Origin of the sequence: Herbaspirillum sp. WGmk3 (assembly GCF_023952535.1) — a bacterium.
Lineage (GTDB): Bacteria > Pseudomonadota > Gammaproteobacteria > Burkholderiales > Burkholderiaceae_D > Herbaspirillum > Herbaspirillum huttiense.
The window spans coordinates 55,792-78,937 of sequence record NZ_JAKYWT010000007.1 but is presented as its reverse complement, the minus strand read 5'-3'; the positions used below and the strand labels follow the sequence as shown (position 1 = coordinate 78,937).

General features: G+C 61.8%; 18 protein-coding genes. 15 read left to right on the top strand and 3 right to left on the bottom strand.

Translation table 11 applies throughout. The features are described from left to right. Nucleotides 1-13 precede the first annotated feature (13 nt). The 13 genes from MKD49_RS23185 (at nucleotide 14) to MKD49_RS23125 (ending at nucleotide 13,871) form a co-directional block, all read left to right on the top strand. Entirely contained in the window at nucleotides 14-1,633 is a 1,620-nt protein-coding gene (locus MKD49_RS23185; protein WP_252697486.1) for a GMC family oxidoreductase, read from the top strand. A gap of 211 nt (nucleotides 1,634-1,844) precedes the next feature. Then, entirely contained in the window at nucleotides 1,845-2,615 is a 771-nt protein-coding gene (locus MKD49_RS23180) for an ABC transporter ATP-binding protein (protein ID WP_034335283.1), read from the top strand. After that, entirely contained in the window at nucleotides 2,615-3,373 is a 759-nt protein-coding gene (locus tag MKD49_RS23175; RefSeq protein WP_371925508.1) for an ABC transporter ATP-binding protein, read from the top strand. Before MKD49_RS23180 ends, MKD49_RS23175 begins: the two co-directional genes overlap by 1 nt. Nucleotides 3,374-3,557: 184 nt before the next feature. Continuing rightward, nucleotides 3,558-4,766: an ABC transporter substrate-binding protein gene (locus tag MKD49_RS23170; RefSeq protein WP_121037405.1), complete on the top strand. Its 1,209-nt coding sequence runs from the start codon at nucleotides 3,558-3,560 to the stop codon at nucleotides 4,764-4,766. Nucleotides 4,767-4,906: 140 nt separating this feature from the next. Further along, nucleotides 4,907-5,791 (top strand): branched-chain amino acid ABC transporter permease, encoded by an 885-nt coding sequence (locus MKD49_RS23165; RefSeq protein WP_034335261.1) that lies wholly within the window; start codon nucleotides 4,907-4,909, stop codon nucleotides 5,789-5,791. Between the two features lie 12 nt (nucleotides 5,792-5,803). Next, nucleotides 5,804-6,784 carry a branched-chain amino acid ABC transporter permease gene (locus MKD49_RS23160; protein WP_252697485.1) on the top strand — a complete coding sequence of 327 codons (981 nt, stop codon included), beginning with the start codon at nucleotides 5,804-5,806 and terminating at the stop codon, nucleotides 6,782-6,784. A 295-nt stretch (nucleotides 6,785-7,079) separates the two neighbouring features. After that, entirely contained in the window at nucleotides 7,080-7,841 is a 762-nt protein-coding gene (locus tag MKD49_RS23155; RefSeq protein WP_039782929.1) for a TSUP family transporter, read from the top strand. A 306-nt stretch (nucleotides 7,842-8,147) separates the two neighbouring features. Next, nucleotides 8,148-10,076, top strand: a complete 1,929-nt coding sequence (gene mnmG / locus MKD49_RS23150; protein ID WP_121037409.1) for a tRNA uridine-5-carboxymethylaminomethyl(34) synthesis enzyme MnmG — start codon at nucleotides 8,148-8,150, stop codon at nucleotides 10,074-10,076. A 52-nt stretch (nucleotides 10,077-10,128) separates the two neighbouring features. Continuing rightward, nucleotides 10,129-10,791 carry a 16S rRNA (guanine(527)-N(7))-methyltransferase RsmG gene (rsmG, locus tag MKD49_RS23145; RefSeq protein ID WP_121037413.1) on the top strand — a complete coding sequence of 221 codons (663 nt, stop codon included), beginning with the start codon at nucleotides 10,129-10,131 and terminating at the stop codon, nucleotides 10,789-10,791. Continuing rightward, complete coding sequence (locus MKD49_RS23140; RefSeq protein WP_121037416.1) at nucleotides 10,791-11,342, top strand: lipocalin family protein; 552 nt, start codon at nucleotides 10,791-10,793, stop codon at nucleotides 11,340-11,342. Before rsmG ends, MKD49_RS23140 begins: the two co-directional genes overlap by 1 nt. A gap of 69 nt (nucleotides 11,343-11,411) precedes the next feature. Beyond that, nucleotides 11,412-12,044: a leucine efflux protein LeuE gene (gene leuE, locus MKD49_RS23135; protein WP_039789187.1), complete on the top strand. Its 633-nt coding sequence runs from the start codon at nucleotides 11,412-11,414 to the stop codon at nucleotides 12,042-12,044. A 20-nt stretch (nucleotides 12,045-12,064) separates the two neighbouring features. Continuing rightward, complete coding sequence (locus MKD49_RS23130) at nucleotides 12,065-12,835, top strand: ParA family protein (protein ID WP_039789186.1); 771 nt, start codon at nucleotides 12,065-12,067, stop codon at nucleotides 12,833-12,835. A gap of 124 nt (nucleotides 12,836-12,959) precedes the next feature. After that, nucleotides 12,960-13,871 (top strand): ParB/RepB/Spo0J family partition protein, encoded by a 912-nt coding sequence (locus MKD49_RS23125; protein ID WP_252697484.1) that lies wholly within the window; start codon nucleotides 12,960-12,962, stop codon nucleotides 13,869-13,871. 88 nt (nucleotides 13,872-13,959) lie between these two features. On the opposite strand, the gene MKD49_RS23120 is transcribed toward MKD49_RS23125, so the two are convergent. After that, nucleotides 13,960-15,516 carry a glucan biosynthesis protein G gene (locus MKD49_RS23120; protein ID WP_134137740.1) on the bottom strand — a complete coding sequence of 519 codons (1,557 nt, stop codon included), beginning with the start codon at nucleotides 15,514-15,516 and terminating at the stop codon, nucleotides 13,960-13,962. A 259-nt stretch (nucleotides 15,517-15,775) separates the two neighbouring features. On the opposite strand from MKD49_RS23120, the gene bglX reads away from it, so the two are divergent. Then, nucleotides 15,776-18,130, top strand: coding sequence for a beta-glucosidase BglX (bglX, locus tag MKD49_RS23115; protein WP_252697483.1), 2,355 nt, complete (start codon nucleotides 15,776-15,778; stop codon nucleotides 18,128-18,130). A 111-nt stretch (nucleotides 18,131-18,241) separates the two neighbouring features. Here bglX and MKD49_RS23110 read toward each other — a convergent pair whose 3' ends face one another. After that, the gene (locus MKD49_RS23110) at nucleotides 18,242-20,098 is read right to left on the bottom strand and encodes an ABC transporter ATP-binding protein (protein ID WP_121037421.1); all 1,857 of its coding nucleotides are present in this window, start codon (nucleotides 20,096-20,098) and stop codon (nucleotides 18,242-18,244) included. Nucleotides 20,099-20,469: 371 nt separating this feature from the next. On the opposite strand from MKD49_RS23110, the gene MKD49_RS23105 reads away from it, so the two are divergent. Beyond that, entirely contained in the window at nucleotides 20,470-21,126 is a 657-nt protein-coding gene (locus MKD49_RS23105; RefSeq protein ID WP_252697482.1) for an HD domain-containing protein, read from the top strand. 71 nt (nucleotides 21,127-21,197) lie between these two features. On the opposite strand, the gene MKD49_RS23100 is transcribed toward MKD49_RS23105, so the two are convergent. Further along, nucleotides 21,198-22,895: a methyl-accepting chemotaxis protein gene (locus MKD49_RS23100; protein WP_252697481.1), complete on the bottom strand. Its 1,698-nt coding sequence runs from the start codon at nucleotides 22,893-22,895 to the stop codon at nucleotides 21,198-21,200. Nucleotides 22,896-23,146 lie beyond the last annotated feature (251 nt).

Below are 23,146 nucleotides of genomic sequence, written 5' to 3'. Positions count from 1 at the left end.
CAGCGGAGACACCATGCAATCGGCAGGGCAATACGACTACATCATCATTGGTGCCGGCACCGCCGGCTGCGTCATGGCCAACCGGCTTTCGCGCCAGACTGGCAAGAAGGTACTGCTGCTGGAAGCGGGGGCCAAGGACGACTACATCTGGATTCACATCCCGGTCGGCTATCTCTACTGCATCAACAATCCACGCACTGACTGGATGTTCCGCACCGAGGCCGATCCGGGCCTCAACGGCCGCAGTCTGATCTACCCGCGCGGCAAGGTGCTGGGCGGCTGCTCTTCCATCAACGGCATGATCTACATGCGTGGCCAGGCGCGTGATTACGATCACTGGGCCGAAGTCACGGGGGACGACAGCTGGCGCTGGCAGAACGTCCTTCCGCTGTTCAAGAAGAGCGAGGACTATCACCTCGGTGCCAGCCAGTTCCACGGTGCCGGCGGTGAATGGCGCGTGGAGAAACAGCGTTTGCGCTGGGACATCCTGGATGCGTTCCGCGATGCGGCCGCCGAGAATGGCATCCCCAAGGTCGAGGACTTCAACTGCGGCGATAACGAGGGCTCTGGCTACTTCGACGTCAACCAGAAGCGCGGCGTGCGCTGGAACGCTTCCAAGGCCTTCCTGCGGCCTGCCATGAAGGATGGCAACCTCACCATCATGACCGGCTCCCACGTGAGCCGCCTGCGCATGGAGCAGGGCGAGCAGGGGCCGGTGTGTACCGGTGTCGAATTCACCGGCGGGGGCAGTGCCTGGTTTGCCGAAGCGAAGGAGACCATCCTCTGTGCCGGTGCCATCGGTTCGCCGCACATTCTGCAGATGTCGGGCATCGCTGATCCGGTCCTGTTGCAGCAGCACCAGATCCCCGTGGTGCACGCGCTGCCGGGCGTGGGCGAGAACCTGCAGGATCACCTGCAGATGCGCATGGTCTTCAAGGTCGATGGTGCCAGGACCCTCAACGCCATGGCGTCCACGCTGGTCGGCAAGATGAAGATCGGACTGGAATACCTGCTCATGCAAAGCGGCCCGATGTCGATGGCCCCCTCGCAGCTGGGTGCCTTTGCCAAGTCCGATGCGCAGCAGGCCAGCGCCAACTTGCAGTATCACGTGCAACCGCTGTCGCTGGAAAAATTCGGCGACCCGCTGCACGCCTTCCCGGCCTTCACCGCCAGCGTGTGCAACCTGCGTCCGACCTCGCGCGGCCATGTACGCCTGGGCTCGACCGATCACGCACTGGCCCCGCGCATCACCACCAACTATCTCTCCACCGAAGAAGACCTCAAGGTCGCCGCCAACGCCCTGCGCCTGACCCGCCGCATCGCGGCCTCACCCGCACTCTCGCGTTATCGCCCGGAGGAATACAAGCCCGGCACACAGTATGAAAGTGAAGCCGATTTGTATCGCGCCGCCGGTGAAGTGGGCACCACCATCTTCCATCCGGTCGGTACCTGCCGCATGGGGCGCAGCGATGATGCCATGGCCGTGGTCGATGCCCAATGCCGGGTGCGTGGCGTGTCAGGATTGAGTGTGGCCGATGCCTCCGTGATGCCCTCCATCACCTCCGGCAACACCAATTCCCCGACTGTCATGATCGCCGAGAAAGTCGCGTCCAGCCTGCTTTCCCGGGCATAAGACGGCAATTCTCAGGCGCTGGACCATACGGTACTTATACGTATTGTATGAATGGTACGAACCGGCTACTATGCGCCAAATATTAAAACTAGCTTCTCGATTCGCCAGGTAAACAAAGCGGTTCCTGAATCCAAAAGATTCAGTGTTCTGCAGCAGGCAGGCCTTGACGACCGGATCCACCGGCGCGGGCATCAAAGGGAAAGAAGAGACCATGACAGACGTCATTCTGGAGACACGAAACCTGACGAAGGAATTCAAGGGTTTCACGGCAGTAAGCGCGGTCAACCTGCAAATTGAGCGCGGTCACATTCATGCCTTGATCGGCCCCAACGGTGCCGGCAAGACGACTTGCTTCAACCTCTTGACCAAGTTCCTGGTCCCGACCTCGGGCCAGATCCTGTTCAACGGCAAAGACATCACCATGGATGCGCCTGCGCAGATCGCGCGCCAGGGCATCATTCGTTCCTTCCAGATTTCTGCTGTTTTCCCGCACATGAGCGTGCTGGAAAACGTGCGCATCGGCTTGCAGCGCAAGCTCGGTACGTCCTTCCATTTCTGGAAGAACGGCGAGAGCCTGAAGCAGCTCGATGAACGCGCCATGCAGCTGCTGGAAGAAGTGGACCTGACCAGTTTTGCCCGCACCACCACGGTGGACCTCCCGTACGGCCGCAAGCGCGCCCTGGAGATCGCCACCACCCTGGCCATGGAGCCGGAACTGATGCTGCTGGACGAACCGACCCAGGGCATGGGCCACGAAGACGTGGATCGCGTCACCGCCCTGATCAAGAAGGTCTCGGCCGGCCGCACCATCCTGATGGTGGAGCACAACATGAGCGTGATCTCCGGCATCTGCGACCGCATCAGCGTGCTGCAACGCGGCGCGCTGCTGGCCGAAGGCAGCTATGAAGAAGTCTCGCGCAATCCGCAGGTGATGGAAGCCTACATGGGCAGCACCTCGGCCGAACTGCAAGGGGCTCACTGATGAGTACCGCCACCATGAATGCTGCTGCCATGACGACGTCTTCTTCTTCCGCGCCGCTGGTGCTGCAGATCAGTGATCTGCAATCCTGGTACGGCGAATCGCACATCCTGCACAACGTCAACCTCAACGTCCACCAGGGCGAAGTGGTGACGCTGCTGGGCCGCAACGGCGCCGGCCGCACCACGACGCTGCGTTCCATCATGGGTCTGGTCGGTACCCGCAAGGGCTCGATCAAGATCAACGGCCAGGAAACCATCAACCTGGCCACCCACAAGATCGCCCACTACGGCGTGGGGTACTGCCCGGAAGAGCGGGGCATCTTCTCCTCGCTCTCGGCCGAAGAAAACCTGATGCTGCCGCCCTTCGTCTCCAAGACCGACAAGGGCATGTCCATCGACGAGATCTACGAGATGTTCCCCAACCTGAAGGAACGTCGCAACAGCCAGGGCACGCGCCTGTCCGGTGGTGAACAGCAGATGCTGGCCGTGGCCCGCATCCTGCGCACCGGTGCCCGCCTGCTGCTGCTCGACGAGATCTCCGAAGGCCTGGCGCCGGTCATCGTGCAGGCCCTGGCCCGCATGATCACCACGCTCAAGGCCAAGGGCTACACCATCGTCATGGTCGAGCAGAACTTCCGCTTCGCCGCGCCGCTGGCGGATCGCTTCTATGTGATGGAACACGGCCAGATCGTCGAATCCTTCGCTTCCTCCCAGCTGGAAGCGAAGATGCAGACCCTGAACGAACTGCTCGGCGTTTAAGCATCGCGTCCCGGCAATGCACTGCGCTGCCGGGACCGGCTTCCAGATTTTTCCGGTATCACCAGCTTCACGACTAGAAGTACTGCCAACAAGTACGTCCGCGGGGTGAGCGATCCTCTCCCCGTTCCACCAAGTTGTCTCGCATCGAAATCATCAAGCGGGCTTCATAACAGAGGAGATGAAAATGAAACTCAAGGCAATGGCACTGGCCGTTACCGCAGCAGCTGCGGCATTCGCGACCGCGCCGGCTTCGGCACAGATCTCGGGGGATGTGATCAAGATCGGTTTCATTACCGATATCTCGGGCGTGTATTCGGACATCGACGGCCAGGGTGGCGCGGAAGCCATCAAGATGGCCATCGCCGACATGGGCGGTTCCATCAACGGCAAGAAGATCGAACTGGTCGTGGCCGACCACCAGAACAAGGCCGACGTGGCCGCCAGCAAGGCCCGTGAATGGTTCGACCAGCAGGGCGTGGATGTGCTGATCGGTGGCACCAACTCCGGCACCGCCCTGGCCAGCGCCAAGGTCGCAGCCGAAAAGAAGAAGGTGTATTTCTCGGTCGGTGCCGGCACGGCCCGTCTGACCAATGAAGAGTGCTCGCCCTACACCGTGCACTACGCCTACGACACCGTGGCCCTGGCCAAGGGCACTGGTTCGGCGGTGGTGAAGCAGGGCGGCAAGAGCTGGTTCTTCCTGACTGCTGACTATGCCTTCGGCCACTCGCTGGAATCCGATACCGCCAACGTCGTGAAGGCCTCCGGCGGCACCGTGGTGGGCTCGGTCAAGCACCCGCTGGGCGCTTCCGACTTCTCCTCCTTCCTGCTGCAGGCACAGAGCTCCAAGGCCCAGATCATCGGCCTGGCCAACGCCGGTGGCGACTTCATCAACTCGGTGAAGGCCGCCAACGAGTTTGGCATCACCAAGACGGCCAAGCTGGCGGGTCTGCTGGTGTTCATCAACGACGTGCACTCGCTGACCCTGAAGAACACCGAAGGCCTGTACCTGACCGACAGCTGGTACTGGGATGCCAACGAGGAAACCCGTGCCTTCGCCAAGCGCTACTTCGCCGTGCGCAAGAAAATGCCGTCTTCCCTGCAGGCCGGCGATTACTCGGCCGCGCTGCAGTACCTGAAGATCGTCAAGGAAATCGGTACCGATGATTCCGACAAGGTCATGGCTGCGCTGCGCAAGGCCAAGTTCAACGACCTGTACCAGAAGAACGGCTACCTGCGCGCCGACGGCCGCGTGGTGCACGACATGTACCTGTATCAGGTGAAGGCCCAGGCGGATTCGAAGTATCCGTGGGACTACTACAAGCTGGTGCAGACCATTCCGGCAGAGCAGGCATGGACCACCAAGGCCGAATCCAAGTGCGCGGCCTGGAAGTGATCCTTTCGCATCGAGCTGCACGCATCAAGCAGTAAGGCCATCGCACAGCCAGCAAAATCTGTCATTTCTGTTCACGCGGGGATGGCAGATTTTTGCTGTAAGCGGTGGCGTTCTTCACCCATCTGGATGAACGGGTTTTTATGGAACTATTCGGCATACCCCTGCAAGCCTTGTTGAGCCAGCTGCTGCTGGGCCTGGTCAACGGCTCCTTCTACGCCATGCTCTCGCTGGGCCTGGCGGTGATCTTCGGCTTGCTCAACGTGATCAACTTCGCGCACGGCACGCTCTACATGCTGGGCGCTTTCCTGGCCTGGATGGGCCTGACCTATCTGGGACTCAATTACTGGGTCATGCTCATCGTGGCACCGATCCTGGTGGGCCTGTTCGGCATCGTGATCGAGAAGACCATGCTGCGCTGGCTCTACAAGCTGGACCACCTCTACGGGCTGCTGCTGACCTTCGGCATCACGCTCATGATCGAGGGCATCTTCCGCTCCATCTATGGCGTCTCGGGCCAGCCGTATTCGGTGCCTGACCTGCTGCAGGGTGCGACCAACCTCGGCTTCATGGTGTTGCCCAACTATCGTGCCTGGGTCGTGGTGGCCTCGCTGGTGATCTGCTTTGCCACCTGGTTCGTGATCGAGAAGACGCGCCTGGGTGCCTACCTGCGCGCCGGTACCGAGAACCCCAAGCTGGTGGAAGCCTTCGGTATCAACGTGCCCCTGATGGTGACCCTGACCTACGGCTTCGGCGTGGCCCTGGCGGCCTTCGCCGGCGTGCTGGCCGCGCCCGTGATCCAGGTCTCGCCGCTGATGGGTTCCAACCTGATCATTACCGTCTTCGCGGTGGTGGTCATCGGCGGCATGGGCTCCATCCTCGGTTCGATCATCACCGGCCTGGTGCTGGGCCTGATCGAGGGCCTGACCCGGGTGTTCTACCCGGAGCTGTCGGCCACCGTGGTCTTCATCATCATGGCCATCGTCCTGATGGTCCGTCCGGCCGGCCTGTTCGGCAAAGAGAAATAATCGGAGACCGGCATGAACAAGAAAATCGGAATTGCTGTTTTACTAATATTGTTGTTGGCGGCACCGTTCGGCATCTACCCTGTGTTCCTGATGAAGATGCTGTGCTTTGCGCTGTTCGCCTGCGCCTTCAACCTGCTGATCGGCTACACCGGCCTGTTGTCCTTCGGCCATGCGGCTTTCCTCGGCTGGGCCGGCTACATGTGCGGCCAGTCGCTGAAGGTGTGGGGTTTGCCGACTGAACTGGGACTGATCATCGGTACCCTGACCGGTGCTCTGATCGGCCTGGTGATGGGGTTGCTGGCGATTCGCCGCCAGGGCATCTACTTCACCATGATCACCCTGGCGCTGGCGCAGATGCTGTTCTTCGTGGCCTTGCAGGCACCGTTCACCGGTGGCGAGGATGGTTTGCAGGGCGTGCCGCGCGGCAAGCTGCTGGGCGTGATCGACCTGGGCAGCGACATGACCCTTTACTACGTCGTGCTGGCGATCGCGGTGGCAGGCTTTGCGCTGATCGTGCGGACCATCCATTCCCCGTTTGGCCAGGTGCTCAAGGCCATCAAGGAGAACGAACCGCGTGCCATCTCGCTGGGCTATGACGTGGCGCGCTACAAGCTGCTGGCCTTCGTGCTGTCGGCCGGCTTGTCGGGTCTGGCGGGTGCCACCAAGACGCTGGTGCTGGGCTTCGAGACGCTGACTGACGTGCACTGGAGCATGTCCGGCCTGGTGGTCTTGATGACCCTTGTCGGTGGCCTGGGCACCATCGTCGGTCCCATCGTCGGTGCGATCATCATCATCATGCTGGAGAACAAGCTGGGGGATATCGGTGCCTGGCTGGCCAACGTGACCAGCATCGACTGGTTCAATACCCTGGGAGATTCGGTGACGATTGTGACCGGCTTCATCTTCATCGTCTGCGTGCTGGCTTTCCGAAAAGGCATCGTGGGCGAGATCCTGGCCTTGGCCGGGAAGGGACAGGCCAAGGGAACACACTAGCTATTCGACGAAGCTTAAAACTTCATCTGCCGCCGGCAAGTCACCTGAGGGTGATTTCCCGGCGGTAATTTTTTGCTTCATGACGGGCCAGCCAGAACAGCAGGGATGTGTTCCGCAACAGTGCCCAAAGCGTCATCTCTGTGGCTGATGCCAGCCGGGGCAGGGCGGTAGAATGTGGCCCGCCTGATCCATTCTTCATTTCACCGTTTATCCATCCCCCTCATCCCATGTTCAGCCCTGTTTCATCCTCCGATTTTGCAGTTCATTTCTTCACGTCGACCGGGGAGGGCAAGTGATGCTGGATTATGTAGTGTTGTGTGGCGCGGCCTTCGTTGCCGGCTTGATCGATGCCGTGGTGGGAGGAGGCGGACTGGTGTTGGTGCCGACGCTGTTCTCAGTCTTTCCCAATACTGCTCCGGCGACTTTGCTGGGGACGAACAAGGTGGCCGGCGTGATGGGCACGAGTGCTGCTGCCATCAACTTCGCGCGCAAGGTCGCGGTCCGGTGGAGCACCGTGACACCAGCCGCGATGGCAGCCTTTGCTTTTTCCTTCTTTGGGGCCTATGTCGTCACCCATATCCCGACCGACCTGATTCGCAAGGCCTTGCCCTTCGTCCTGATCGCCGTTGCACTCTACACGTTGAAGAAGAAGGACTTCGGCACTACCCATGCGCCCACGCTGAGCGGCACCCGGGAAATCATCTACGCCGCGCTGATCGGTGGGGCAGTGGGCTTTTATGACGGCGTGTTCGGTCCAGGTACGGGCAGCTTCCTGGTATTCCTGTTCGTGCGCGTTTTCAGCTATGACTTCCTGTCAGCCTCGGCCGTCTCCAAGTTCGTCAATATTGCGACCAACCTGGCGGCCTTGTGCTGGTTCGGGTACAGCGGCCACGTCATCTGGCAATTGGGTTTGCTGATGGCCGTGTTCAACATCGGTGGCTCGTTGGTGGGCACACGACTGGCGATGAAGCATGGCAGCGTCTTTGTCCGCAAGTTATTCCTGGTCGTTGTGGGGGCATTGATCCTGAAGTCGGGTTACGACGCCTTCCTCAAATAGAGCAAAAAACTTCACCGGGTGTTTCACGTGAAACATCCGACCCCCGACCCAAAAGACGGAGCGCGATGCTCCGTTTTTTTATTCATATTCCTGCTTCAGCCACAAAATCCAGCGCGCTGTTTCACGTGAAACAATCCCCATCGATGTTTCATTGATCAGCCAAGACTATCGAATCGGTCGGCCGATAGTGTCTGGCAGGGCAGGGAAGTGCGGTAAACCAACAGCTACCGACCCCACCTCGGACCCCGCCAGATAAAAGGTCTTATAATCTCGCCTCTGTTCTCACCTCTACGCGAGGCCCGCATCATGCTATTCCCCACACAATTTGACGTCATCGTCGTTGGCGGCGGTCACGCCGGCACCGAAGCTGCACTGGCCGCAGCACGCATGGGCCAGAAAACCCTGCTCCTGACGCACAACATCGAAACCCTGGGCCAGATGTCCTGCAATCCCTCCATCGGCGGGATCGGCAAGGGCCATCTGGTCAAGGAAGTCGATGCCATGGGTGGGGCGATGGCGATTGCCACCGACGAGGCGGGCATCCAGTTCCGCATCCTGAATTCCTCCAAGGGCCCGGCCGTGCGTGCCACCCGCGCCCAGGCCGACCGTATCCTGTACAAGGCGGCGATCCGCTCGCGCCTCGAAAACCAGCCCAACCTGTGGCTGTTCCAGCAGGCCGTGGATGACCTGATGCTGGAAGGCGACCGCGTCGTCGGTGCCATTACCCAGGCCGGTATCCGCTTTGCCGGCCACGCCGTGGTGCTGACCGCCGGTACTTTCCTGGACGGGAAGATCCACGTTGGCCTGAACAATTATTCCGGTGGCCGTGCCGGTGATCCGCCTGCGGTCTCGCTGTCGGCGCGCCTGAAGGAATTGAAGCTGCCGCAGGGCCGCTTGAAGACCGGTACCCCGCCGCGCATCGATGGCCGCAGCATCAACCTGGCGATCCTGGAAGAGCAGCCTGGTGATCTCGATCCGGTACCGGTGTTCTCCGTCATGGGCAATGCCGCCATGCACCCGCGCCAGATGCCGTGCTGGATCACCCATACCAACAGCCGCACCCACGACATCATCCGTGGCGGGCTGGATCGCAGCCCGATGTACACCGGCGTCATCGAAGGTGTGGGCCCGCGTTACTGCCCCTCCATCGAAGACAAGATCCATCGCTTCGCCAGCAAGGATTCGCACCAGATCTACCTGGAACCCGAGGGCCTGACCACCCACGAGTTCTACCCCAATGGCATCTCCACCAGCCTGCCATTCGACGTGCAGCTGGAACTGGTGCGCTCGATGAAGGGCATGGAAAACGCCCACATCCTGCGTCCCGGCTATGCCATCGAATATGACTATTACGATCCGCGCGGCCTGAAGTCTTCGCTGGAAACCCGCCAGGTCCAGGGCCTGTTCTTCGCCGGCCAGATCAACGGCACCACCGGATATGAAGAAGCGGCCGCCCAGGGCATGCTGGCCGGCATCAACGCCGCCCTGCAGACCCAGGGCCGTGAAGCCTGGACCCCGCGCCGCGATGAAGCCTACCTCGGCGTGCTGGTCGACGACCTGGTCACCCAAGGCGTGCAGGAGCCGTACCGCATGTTCACCAGCCGCGCCGAATACCGCCTTTCGCTGCGCGAAGACAATGCCGACCTGCGCCTGACCGAAATCGGCCGCGAACTCGGCTGCGTCGGCGATGCGCAATGGGAAGCCTTCGAGCGCAAGCGCGAAGCCGTTTCACGTGAAATGGAACGCCTGAAGTCGACCTGGGTGAACCCGCGCATCCTGGCCGCAGCGGAAGCCGAGCGCGTGCTGGGCAAGGCCATCGAGCGCGAATACAACCTGCTGGACCTGCTGCGCCGTCCCAACGTGACTTATGACAGCCTCATGGGCCTGACCGGCACCGAAGGCCAGGCGCTGGCCGGCCCCGGCATCGAAGAGGGCCCGGTGCGTGAACAGGTCGAGATCCAGGTCAAGTACGCCGGTTACATCGCGCGCCAGGCCAACGAGATCAGCCGTCAGGATCACAATGAAAACCTGAAGCTGCCGGCCGACCTCGACTACATGGACGTCAAGGCACTCTCCATCGAAGTGCGCCAGAAGCTCAACAAGCATCGCCCGGAAACCCTGGGCCAGGCTTCCCGCATTTCCGGCGTGACCCCGGCGGCGCTGTCACTGCTGCTGGTGCACCTGAAGAAGGGTGGCCTGAAACAGGCTACTGGCGCTGACAACCAGGCGGCGTGAAGAAAAATACCGGACACCCGTCCCGAACCAGATCAATACCAAGGCATCACGGATGAGCAACACTGCAGACCTGAACAATCTGACCCGCACCCTGAAGGAAGGCGCCCAGGCCATGGGCCTGGCGCTCTCCGCTGCCCAGATCGACAAGCTGATGGCATACCAGGCTCTGCTGGCCAAGTGGAACAAGGTCTACAACCTGACGGCCTTGCGCGATCCGGCGCAGATGGTGACGCACCACTTGCTGGATTCGCTCTCGGCAGTGTCGGCCTTCGCGGGTGCCCAGCGTGTGCTGGATGTGGGTGCCGGTGGCGGCCTGCCGGGCATCGTGCTGGCCATCTGGGCGGCCGAGGCGCAGCCGCAGATGCAGATTACCCTGGTCGATACGGTTTCGAAGAAAACCGCTTTCCTCAATCAGGTGAAGGCCCAATTGCATCTGGGCAATGTGACGGTGCTGCATGCGCGGGTCGAGCAGTTGCCTGTCGAGCAACAATACGATGTCATCACTTCACGTGCTTTTGCGGAACTGAAGGACTTCGTCACATGGTCGAACCACCTCCTGCAACAAGGTGGCAAGTACATCGCGCTCAAGGGCGTGCTGCCGCAAGAGGAAATCGACCGGTTGCCGGCGGGGTGGAAGGTGCAGCAAGTGCAGCCCCTGCAGGTACCGGGCCTGGATGCCGAACGGCATCTCATCTTCATGGAAAGAACGACCTGATGAACAAACTTAAACTGGCCCTGGTGGCCACCATGGTCTCGATGGCAGCCTATGGCGGCCTGGGCATGGCATCCGCCTCTGCTCAGGAGGTCAAGACGGTCCCTTCGGTGGACCTGAAGCGTTACGCCGGCAAGTGGTACGAAATCGCCAAGATTCCCAACAGCTTCCAGAAAAAATGCATTTCCGGCACCAGCGCAGAGTATTCCGCGCGCGATGATGGCATGATCGATGTCGTCAACCGCTGCAAGACGGCCGATGGCACGGAGGAAGCCAAGGGCGTGGCGCGGGTGGTCCCGGGCAGCAACAACAGCAAGCTGGAAGTGCGCTTTGCGCCGGCCTGGCTGTCCTGGATCCCGATGGTGTGGGGTGACTACTGGATCATGGACCTGGACGATCAATACACCCTGGCCACCGTGGGCAGCCCCTCGCGCGAATACCTGTGGATCCTCTCGCGCACGCCCACCATCAGTGACGAGCAATACGAGAACGCACTCAACAACGCCACCAAGCAAGGGTTCGATACCGCGCGGGTGGTCAAGAGCAAGCCGTAACACGGTACCTCACATCAGGCCAGCGGCCCGGGCAGCAACCCGGGCCGCTCACATTCAAGGAGACCCACCATGCAGGCGATCTTTCATTCCCTCGGCATCACCGACATCTGGCAACTGATTGCGGCCACCATGGTGTTCCTGCTCCTGCCTGGTCCCGGTACCTTCTGCGTGCTCACCTGCGCGGCCAAGGGCGGCTTGCGCGGCGGCTTCATGGCGCAGGCGGGTCTCATGCTGGGCGACATCGTGCTGATGTTCCTGGCCGCAGCCGGCGTGGCGGCTCTGCTGCATGCCAATCCCTTGCTGTTCCATGGCCTGCAATACCTGGGCGCGGCCTATCTGGCCTACCTGGGCGGACGTCTCCTGTTTGCAAGAGGCGAGGGCGGTGGTACAGTCGTACCCTTTTCCAATGCCGCAGATTTCCGGCGCGGCTTTTTGGTCACCTTGTTCAACCCGAAAGCCATCGTGTTCTACATGGCCTTCTTCCCGCTGTTCCTGGATCCGGCCACGCAGCAAGGCGCGCTGACCTTCTTCACGATGGGCGCAGTCATCAGCAGCTGCACCCTCCTGTATGGCAGCTTGCTGGTCATCGTCGGCAATGCCGCCGCGCGCCGCATGGCCCGCAATCGCACCATCGCCAAGCTGGCCTCACGGGCAGCCGGCGTGTTCCTGATCGGTTTCGGCATCAAGTTGACCACGCAATAACGCACTCATAAGAACGAACTATGGCAAAAATATTTTGTGTCGCCAACCAGAAAGGTGGCGTAGGCAAGACCACTACCGCAGTCAATCTCGCGGCTGGACTGGCACAACTGAACCAGCGCGTATTGCTGGCCGACCTCGATCCGCAGGGCAATGCCACCATGGGGGCGGGGATCAACAAGTCGACGCTGGAAGGCTCGATCTATGAAGTGCTGCTGGGCATGTCCGACATCCGCGCCGTGCGCAAGCGTTCCGAAGCCGGGGGCTTCGACGTGCTGCCCGCCAACCGCGAACTGGCCGGTGCCGAAGTGGAAATGGTGGAGCTGGAACAGCGCGAAGCGCGCCTGAAGATCGCCTTCGCCGCCGTCGCCGAGGACTATGACTTCATCCTCATCGACTGCCCGCCTGCGCTGTCGATGCTGACCCTGAACGGGCTGTGCTCGGCGCATGGCGTCATCATCCCGATGCAGTGCGAGTACTACGCGCTCGAAGGCTTGTCGGACCTGGTCAACACCATCAAGAAGGTGCACGCCAAGCTGAACCCGGAGCTGAAAGTCATTGGCCTGTTGCGCGTGATGTTCGATCCGCGCATGACGTTGTCGCAGCAGGTCTCGGACCAACTGGAACAGCACTTCGGCGACAAGGTCTTCAAGACCGTCATCCCGCGCAATGTGCGACTGGCTGAAGCGCCTTCGTATGGTTTGCCGGGGGTGACCTTCGATCCTTCGTCCAAGGGCGCACAGGCTTACATCGCCTTCGGCGCGGAAATGGTTGAACGCATCAAGACGCTGTAATTCAGGCGCTGATCACAGCGCGAATTCAGGCGTGAATTCATACGCGAATTGACGCTTGAATTCACGCTCCAATGGCAGCACCTCCCAACGCCGTAATCACGCATCGTTTTCATCAGGCAATCGCATGGCAACTCTACCGAAAAAATCCAAGGGTCTGGGACGCGGACTGGACGCGCTTCTCGGCGGCTCCTCCGACATCACTGAAGAAGCCCAGGCGCAAGCTGCGCAGGGCTTGCCCACGGTGATGGCCGTGACCGAACTGCAGGCCGGCAAGTATCAGCCGCGTACCCGCATGGATGAAGGCGCGCTCAATGAACTGGCGGCCTCGATCAAGGAACAGGGTTTGCTGCAGCCCATCCTGATCCGCGCCATCGGCCAGAAGAACGGGAAAGATACCTACGAGATCATCGCCGGCGAACGCCGCTTCCGCGCGGCCAAGATCGCCGGGCTGAGCGAGGTGCCGGTGCTGGTCAAGAATGTGGACGACCAGACCACGGCCGCCATGGCCCTGATCGAAAACATGCAGCGCGAGGATTTGAATCCCCTGGAAGAAGCCCAGGGCATCCATCGCCTCATCACCGATTTCGCCTTCACCCACGAGCAGGCGGCACTGGCCGTGGGACGTTCGCGCAGTGCGGTCTCCAACCTGCTGCGCCTGTTGAACCTGGCCAAGCCGGTGCAGACCATGCTCATGGCCGGCGACATCGACATGGGCCATGCCCGTGCGCTGCTGGCCGTCGATTCGGCGACCCAGATCCAGCTGGCCAACCAGATCGTGGCCAAGCGCATGTCGGTGCGCGATGCCGAGAAGCTGGTCACCCGCGCCAGCGCCGAGCAGGCCGCCAAGCCGCGCGAAGCCAAGGACAAGTCGCGCGATATCGCGCGCCTGGAAGAAGAACTCTCGGACCTGCTGGCCACCCAGGTCAGCATCAAGACCGGTGCCCGCAACAAGGGCCAGTTGATCATCAACTTCAACGACCTCGATGCGCTCGATGGTGTCATCGCGCGCCTGCGCGGGGAGTCGGTGGAGAGCTGATCGCATCATCTTTCCGCATCAAAGCAAAAGGGGCTGCTCCATTCGGAACAGCCCCTTTTTTGATTGATATAAATAATTTACGGCGACATCAGAAAGTCCGCTGCACATCCGAACGCGGCGGCAGCTGATAGCTCCAGGTCTCGGTGAGCGGCTTGCCGTTGGCCGTGAGCGCTGCGCGCAATTCGACCGCCTGCGCCACGTTGCGAATCTTCACCCGCAGCGTCAGGCGCCAGCCATTGATGGCCGGATTGGGCTGCAGCTGGGCATCGATCAGTTCGCCATTGTTGGAAACATTCACCTGCGGCTGTACCGCCGTCCCTGCGGGCAGGGAACCCAGCGGCCCACCGGTGAAGTCCACCAGCAAGGCCGTGGTGCCATCAAAGGCGCGGATCAGGTTGGCTTGCGTGAGTTCGCCATCGGTATGGAAGGTCTGCTTCACCCAGCCCACTTCATTGTTGAGGATGGCGGGTTCATCCATGGTCCAGTGGATGCGATAGTCATAAGCCAGCGGCGTGCCGCGTGCGGGTTGTTGCGCAGGCACCCAGTAGGCCACGATGTTGTCATTGGTCTCGTCGGCGGTCGGGATTTCAACCAGTTGTACGGCACCCTTGCCCCAGTCGCCCTTGGGTTCGATCCAGGCCGAGGGACGCAGGTCGTAGCGGTCCTTCAGGTCTTCATAGGAAGAGAATTCGCGGCCACGCTGCAGGAGGCCAAAGCCGCGCGGATTGGTGACCTCGAAGGAACTCACTTCCACGTTCTGCGGATCGTTCAGCGGACGCCACAGCCACTCGCCATTGCCCGTATGGATCGCCAGGCCATTGGAATCATGAATGGCCGGACGGAAGTTGCGGCGCGAGGATTGCTGGTTCGGTCCGAACAGGAACATGCTGGTCAGCGGCGCAATGCCCAGACGGCCCACCTCGGCGCGCAGGAACACGCGGGCCTGCACATCGAGCAGGGCATCCTTGCCGGGCGTGAGCGTGAACTTGTAGGCGCCGGTCGCACGCGGCGAATCCAGCAGCGCGTAGAAGGTCAGCTGCTTTTCGCCCGGGGCCGGACGCTGTATCCAGAACTCGGTGAAATGCGGGAATTCTTCGCCGCTCATCATGGCGGTATCGATCGCCAGTCCACGTGCCGAGAGTCCGTACACCTGTCCCTTGCCGATCACGCGGAAGTAGCTCGCGCCCAGCACGCTCATGACTTCGTCTTCCTTGTCATCGCGATTGAGGGGATAGACCACGCGGAAGCCCGCATAGCCCAGGTGTGCCGTGCTGTCCTTGGCCAGCGCCAGGTCACCGAAGTTGAAGCGGTCGGTGCTGTAGCCCACGTCCTGCACGCGGCCATCGATGATTTCGTGGATGGCTACGGGGGCATTGAATTGCATGCCCTGGTGATAGAAGGCCAGCTTGAAGGGCGTCTTCTGGTCGCGCCATTCGAACTTCTCGCTCTTGGGCTGGATCTTCATGTAATCGGCGAACTGCATCGCCGCGAAGGTCGGCGAGAGATTGCTCACCGGTTTCTGATAGGGCTTGGCGGCCAGTTCCTTCGCGCGTGCCACCGCCTGGTTGAGGTCGAAGCCCTGCGCGCTCTGTGCCTGTACCGAGGCCGTCAGCAGGGATGCCGCGAGTACCAGGCCCTGCAGCAGGGGCCATTTCAATCCATGTCTGATCAATGCATTTCTCCATGAAGAAGCGGCGCGCGGACGTTGGAACCTGGGTCGCCGCCATGCGCCTGCGTGTCCCGCAGGCATCAAAACAGAATAATATAGCGAACCGTCCGGCTGGCTAAGCATCAAACAACGCAAGCAATAATTGCTCCCGCCGCTCCGGCTGCTGTCCCGCTTGTGCAGGTCACAGAGTAGAGGGCAGACTGCCGCCAAAGTTTAAAAAAGAGAGAGGAAACCCGTGTCCCACAAGCTTACCGAGCGGCAAGCCGCGTCCGCGCGCCGTCCCCGCCTGGCCCTGGCCATGACCCTGTGCGCGCTGGCCTGCAGCGCCGCGCTCACCGGCCCGGCCGCCCACGCGCAAGCCAATCCCGCCTTGCTCGGCGACAAGACTGCCTTCATCGACGACCTGCTGCGCCAGATGACGCTGGAAGAAAAGATCGGGCAGTTGCGCCTGATCAGCATCGGTCCTGACATGCCCGCCAAGAAACTGGCCGAGGAACTGGCCGCCGGGCGCGTGGGGGGCACCTTCAATTCCGTGACCCGTCCCGAGAATCGTCCTTTGCAGGACGGCGCCATGCGCTCGCGGCTGAAGATCCCGATGTTCTTCGCCTATGACGTCATCCATGGCCACCGCACCACCTTCCCCATCGGCCTGGGGCTGGCCTCCAGCTGGGACATGGACATCGTCGGACGCGCCATGCGCATCTCCGCCGAGGAAGCCGCAGCCGACAGCATCGACATGACCTTTGCACCCATGGTCGACATCAGCCGCGATCCGCGCTGGGGCCGCACGTCTGAAGGCTTTGGTGAAGATCCTTACCTGGTCTCGCGCATTGCCGAGGTCTCGGTGCGCGCCCTGCAGGGCGACACCAAGCCCATCGCCGCCAATCGCGTCATGGCCAGCGTGAAGCATTTTGCGCTGTACGGTGCGGTCGAAGGCGGACGTGACTACAACGTCGTCAACATGGATCCGCAGCGCATGTACAACGACTACTTGCCGCCGTATCGCGCTGCCATCGATGCAGGCGCGGGAGCGGTCATGGTCGCGCTCAATTCCATCAACGGCGCACCGGCCACCTCCAACACCTGGCTGCTGCAGGACCTGTTGCGCAAGGATTGGGGCTTCAAGGGCCTGACCGTATCTGACCACGGTGCCATCACCGAACTGGTCAATCATGGCGTGGCACAGAACGATGCCGAAGCCGCGCGCCTGTCCATGAAGGCCGGCACCGACATGAGCATGGCCGACCAGGTCTACATCAAGCAATTGCCGGAGCTGGTGCGCTCGGGCAAGGTCTCTCAGCAGGAACTGGACAACGCCGTGCGCGACATCCTCGGAGCCAAGTACGACCTGGGCCTGTTCAAGGATCCGTATGTGCGCATCGGCCGTGCGGCCGATGATCCGGCCGACGTCTATGCCGACAGCCGCCTGCATCGCCGCGATGCGCGCGAAGTGGCGCAGCAGTCCATGGTGCTGCTGGAGAACCGCAACGCTGCGCTGCCGCTGAAGAAGAACGCACGCATCGCGCTCGTCGGCCCGCTGGCTGATTCGCACATCGACATGCTGGGCAGCTGGTCCGCCGCCGGCAAGGACAAGCAGACCATCACGCTGCGCCAAGGTTTGCAGGCGGCGATGGGAGGGCAGGGCAAGCTGGTCTACGCACGCGGTGCCAACATCACCGAGGACAAGCACATCGTCGATTACCTCAACTTCCTGAACTGGGATGATCCGGAAGTGGTGCAGGACAAGCGCAGCCCCAAGGCCATGATCGATGAGGCCGTCAAGGCGGCGCGCAATGCGGAGGTGATCGTGGCCGCCGTGGGCGAATCGCGTGGCATGTCGCATGAATCTTCCAGCCGTACTTCGCTGTCGCTGCCGCAGAGCCAGCTGGATCTGCTCAAGGCATTGAAGGCCACCGGCAAGCCGCTGGTGCTGGTGCTGATGAATGGCCGTCCGCTGGATCTGAACTGGGCGCGCGAGAATGCCGCGGCGATTCTGGAAACCTGGTACACCGGTACCGAGGGCGGCAATGCGATTGCCGACCTGCTCTTCGGTGACGTCAATCCTTCCGGCAAGCTGCCCATCACCTTCCCGCGTTCGGTTGGCCAGATCCCGAGTTACTACAACCATCCGCGCGTGGGCCGTCCCTATACCGAAGGCAAGCCGGGCAACTACACCTCGCAGTACTTCGATGAACCCAATGGCCTGCTGTATCCGTTCGGATACGGTCTGAGCTATACCGAGTTCAAGCTCTCCGAAGTGCGCCTGTCGCAGCCGACCATGACGGCGGATGGCAAGGTGCAGGCCAGCGTGACGGTGAAGAACACGGGCCGCCGTGCGGGTGCGACTGTAGTGCAGTTGTACATCCGCGATGTGGCCGCGTCAGTGGTGCGTCCGGTCAAGGAGTTGAAGGATTTCCGCAAGGTGATGCTGCAGCCGGGTGAAGAGAAAGAGGTGCAGTTCAGCATCGACCGCAAGGCACTGTCCTTCTACAACGCCAAGCTGCAATACGTGGCCGAGCCGGGCGAATTCCAGGTGCAGATCGGGCTGGACTCCAAGGACGTGAAAACGGCATCGTTCAATCTGCAATAAAGCCGGACAGAAAAGAAAAATGGGCGCACTCGACAGTGCGCCCATTTTTTTTGCAGCAGCCAAAAATGATCTAAATCATTTATAAAAATCAGGCGTTACGCCTTTGCGGCATCACGCCATCACGGCTGCATCCTCTTCCTCCTCACCGAGGAAGCCGCCACTCTGATGCGACCACAAGCGCGCATACAAACCACCGGCGGCCAGCAATTCAGCGTGCGTGCCTTGCTCCACGATACGGCCCTGGTCCAGCACGATGAGCCTGTCCATCGCCGCAATGGTCGAGAGGCGGTGCGCAATGGCCACCACGGTCTTGCCTTCCATGAGCTTGTAGAGCGAGGTCTGGATGGCTGCTTCCACTTCTGAATCGAGCGCACTGGTGGCTTCGTCCAGCAGCAGGATCGGCGCATCCTTCAACATTACGCGGGCAATGGCGATACGCTGGCGCTGGCCACCGGAAAGCTTCACGCCGCGCTCGCCCACGTGGGCGTCGTAACCGGTGCGGCCCTTGGCATCGGCCAGGGTGCCGATGAAGTCATGCGCCTCGGCCCGTTCAGCGGCGTGGATCATCTCGGCATCGCTGGCATCGGGACGGCCATAGGTGATGTTCTCCCGCACCGAGCGATGCAGCAGGGAAGTATCCTGCGTGACCATGCCGATCTGCGCGCGCAGGCTGTCCTGCGTGACGTGGGCGATGTCCTGGCCATCGATGGTGATGCGGCCGCCCTCGATATCGTAGAAGCGCAGCAGCAGGTTGACGATGGTCGATTTGCCTGCACCGGAGCGACCCACCAGGCCGATCTTTTCGCCGGGGCGAATCACCAGGTCCAGCTTGTCCACCACCGGGCGCGGGGCCGAGCCGCCATAGCTGAAGCTGACGCCCTCAAAGCGCAGTTCGCCCTGGCTGACCTTGATCGGTTTTGCATCGGCGGCATCCTTGACCTCGTGCGCACGCGCCAGGGTATTGATGCCATCCTGCACGGTACCCACGTGTTCGAACAGCGAGGACATTTCCCACATCACCCAGTGCGCGATGCCGTTCAGGCGCAGCGCCATTGCCGTGCTGGCTGCCACCGCACCGACACCGACCTTGCCCTGGGTCCAGAGATACAGCGAGACCCCGGTAGCACCGATGATGAGCACCATGTTCAGGATGTGATTGACCACCTCGAAGCCCGACACCAGACGCATCTGGCGATTGACCGTGGTGAGGAATTCGCGCATGGCGCTGCGGGCGTAATCGGCCTCGCGCCCGGCATGCGAGAACAGCTTCACGGTGGCGATGTTGGTATAGGCATCGGTGATGCGCCCGGTCATCAGCGAGCGCGCATCGGCCTGGTTGCGTGCCACTGCCGACAGGCGCGGCACGAAGTAGCGCAAGGCCACCGCGAAGGCCGCCAGCCAGATGAAGAAGGGGGCCAGCATCCACATGTCGAAGCTGCCGACCACACCGATCAGGGTCGCGAAGTAGATGGCGATGAAGACCAGGATGTCGCCCACGATCATGCAGAAGTCGCGCACCGCCAGCGCGCTTTGCATGACCTTGGTGGCGACACGTCCGGCGAACTCGTTCTGATAGAAACTCATGCTCTGGCTCAACATGAGGCGATGGAAATTCCAGCGCAGCAGCATGGGGAAATTGCCTGCCAGGGTCTGGTGCTTGTACATGGTCTGCAGCGCGATCAGCAGCGGACTGGCCGCCAGGATCACCACCAGCCACACCAGGGTATGGCCTTCCTGCGCCCACAGCTGCGCCGGCTCGATCTTGGACAGCCAGTCGACGATGCGGCCGAGCGCAGCAAAGAGCAGTGCCTCGAAGATGCCGATGATGGCCGTCGTCAAGGTCATGGCGGCGATGTAGGGCCGCACGCCCTTGGTACAGAACCAGATGAAGCGCATGAAGCCGCGCGGCGGCGGCATCGGCTGCGACTCGGGGTAGGGGTGGACCAGTTTTTCAAACCAGCTGAACATCAGGGAACTCCAAAAATCGGATCAGGGCCGACGGCGGTGCGACAGGCAGACTGCCAGCGAGGCAGCCACCAGCGTAGCGGCGCGGTCGGGCGTTGTTACTGTGGCGTACCGGAAGGGAATGTTGCGCGTGGCGGTACGCCGTTCATGCGCGGCGGGCAGATCGCTGCGGCAGCAGGGCCGCTATCGTGATCCCGGGGCAGGCCGCGAAATTGATGGAAGCCGCATCATCTCACATGCGACCGGCTTGCGTGTAGCAGAGCCCTGGGAAAACACTTGTCGGAAAATCGGAATGGTGAACCCGGCCGCATTTTCCGGTCCCTGTGATTGATCTGCGATACTGATGAATTGTCACCCTTGTATCTGTTTGAATCATGAATCTTTCCCAGGTTGCCGCCGCCTTCCGCCCCTTCGACACGCTGGCCGCGCAATTGTTGCCGCAGGTCGAGGATGACGCCGGCGATGGCTCGCATGACCTCTCGCATCTCTTGCGCGTATGGAACAACGCCCGCCGCCTGCAGGCCGAGGAGGGCGGCGACCTGCGCATTCTGCTGGCGGCCGTCATCCTGCATGACTGCGTGCGGGTGGAAAAGAATTCGCCGCTGCGCAGCCAGGCGTCCACGCTCTCTGCCCAACGCGCACAGGAGATTTTGCTGTCACTGGGATGGACGCGGGAGGAGGCACAGCGCGTGGCCCATGCCGTGCAGGCCCACAGCTATTCGGCGCAGATCACGCCGCTGACGCTGGAGGCGAAGATCGTGCAGGATGCCGACCGGCTGGACGCCATCGGGGCCATCGGCGTGGCGCGCTGTTTCTATGTGGCGGGGAGGATGGGATCGAGCCTCTATGAAGCGCTCGATCCGCAGGCGCAGCAACGGCCGCTGCAGGATACGCGCTATGCGCTGGATCATTTCCCGGCCAAGCTGTTCCGCTTGCAGGAAGGATTCCAGACGGCTGCCGGTGCCGCCATGGCGCAGGCGCGTCAGGAGAAGATGCGTGGGTTTGTGGAGCAATTCCTGGGCGAGCTGTAATGTAGAGCCTCGCCCTTGTGCAGTCAGCCTGCTTGCGCCGTGCGACGAATCACGCTGACTGCTGCTTTGAATCACGCAGCCTTGCGCACCACTTCCAGCTTGGGCACCACGCGCAGCGGGACCTGCACGGTGTTGAGCACGGGCGCGGGTGCCGGGGCTGCCACCAGTCCTGCTGCATCAGGCGCATCCAGCTGGAACACACCGACTGCCCGTGTCAGGTTCACGGCCTGCTCCTGCAGCGTGGCCACGGCGGCCGTGGCTTCTTCCACCAGGGCTGCATTGTGCTGGGTCACCTGATCCATCAGCGCGATGGCCTTGTTGACTTCCTCGATACCCAGGCTCTGCTCGTGGCTGGCGGCCGAGATTTCACCCATCACATCGGTGACCTGCTGCACGCTGGCCACGATCTGCTCCATGGTCTCGCCGGCGCGTTCCACCAGGCGGGTACCGGTGTCCACATTGCCGACCGAGGTATCGATCAACTGCTTGATCTCCTTGGCGGCGGCGGCACTGCGCTGGGCCAGGTTGCGCACTTCGGTGGCCACCACCGCAAAACCGCGTCCCTGTTCGCCGGCACGGGCCGCTTCCACGGCGGCATTCAAGGCCAGGATGTTGGTCTGGAAAGCGATGCTGTCGATCACGCCGATGATGTCGACGATCTTGCGCGAGGAGCTGTTGATGGCCGCCATGGTATCGACCACTTCTTCCACGATGGCACCGCCCTGTTTGGCGATGTCGGAGGCGTTGCGGGCCAGTTGATTGGCTTCGCGGGCGTGGCCGTCATTCTGCTTCACGGTGGCGGTGAGCTGCTCCATGGCCGAGGCGGTTTCTTCCAGCGAGGCGGCCTGGTCTTCGGTTCGCGCCGAGAGGTCGCTGTTGCCGGCGGCGATCTGGGCGCTGATGGTGGCCACGCCGGTGGCGGCATCGCGCACATGGGTCACGGTATTGCGCAGGTTGCCGCTCATCTCGGAGAGCGCCGCCATGATGCTCTGGCGCTTGCCGCCGTCGCCACGGGTTGCGGCAGCGGCGTGATACAGCTCGCCGCGATCCACCGCCAGTGCCAGCTGCTTGACCTCATCGGGTTCCGCACCCAGCGCACCCCGGATGCTGCGGGTGATCAGCGTGGCCAGCACGGCACCGGCCACCAGCGCGGCTCCCAGCAGCACCAGGATGAAGGCCTGGAAGCCGTGGGCGGTGCTGCGGGCCTTGGCGGATTCGATCTGGCTCATGCGTTCTTCCAGGTCGATGAAGTGATTGATGGCGGCCAGCCATTCGACGAAGGCCGGTTTTACCTGGGTCAGCAGCAGCTGGCGTGCGCCGTCGACATCGCCGGCAGTGCGCAGGGCGATGGCCTTGGCGGCCAGCGGCATGGTGCGGGCTTCGACCGCCTTGATGCGTTCCAGGCTGGCACGTTCATCCGCATTGACCTTCATGGTGGAGAAGACCGTATCGAGCGGCCGGGCCGATTGCTGGTAGTCGGCATCGAGCTTGTTGATCAGGGCAATCACGTCCTTGACCTCGGCGTCGCCCACCAGCGTCAGGTCACGCAGGGCAATGGCGCGGTCGTGCACGCTGCCACGGAAATTGATGGCATAGCGCTGCTTGACGCTGTTGTCCTCGCTCACCGTGGCCAGGCTGCCTTCGATGGCATTGACCTTGGAAATGCTGGCCACCGTCAGCACCAGCATCATCGCCAGCACCAGTGCAAAGCTCAGTGCCAGTTGGGCCGCCACGCTGAGCGAGCGGCGCTTGGGGGGAAGGGTCTGCATGGAATTCTCCGAAAGAGGGGCCGCTGGCCATGCACGCTGCTGCCAAGAGCAGCATTGATGCACGGCAATATCGGCGAAGACCGCAGTCTAGCCTTGTTCACGGGCGCGCGGGATTGATTGTTTCGATGCATTCCATAGCCGTTAATGCTCAATTGCAAAAGCATTAAGCGCTCCTTAATGCTTTCCAGGGCCTTCCTGATGCAGCTTTAAGCCTGAGTTAAGTCTTTTGCGGCAAGCTGGGCAGCAAAGAA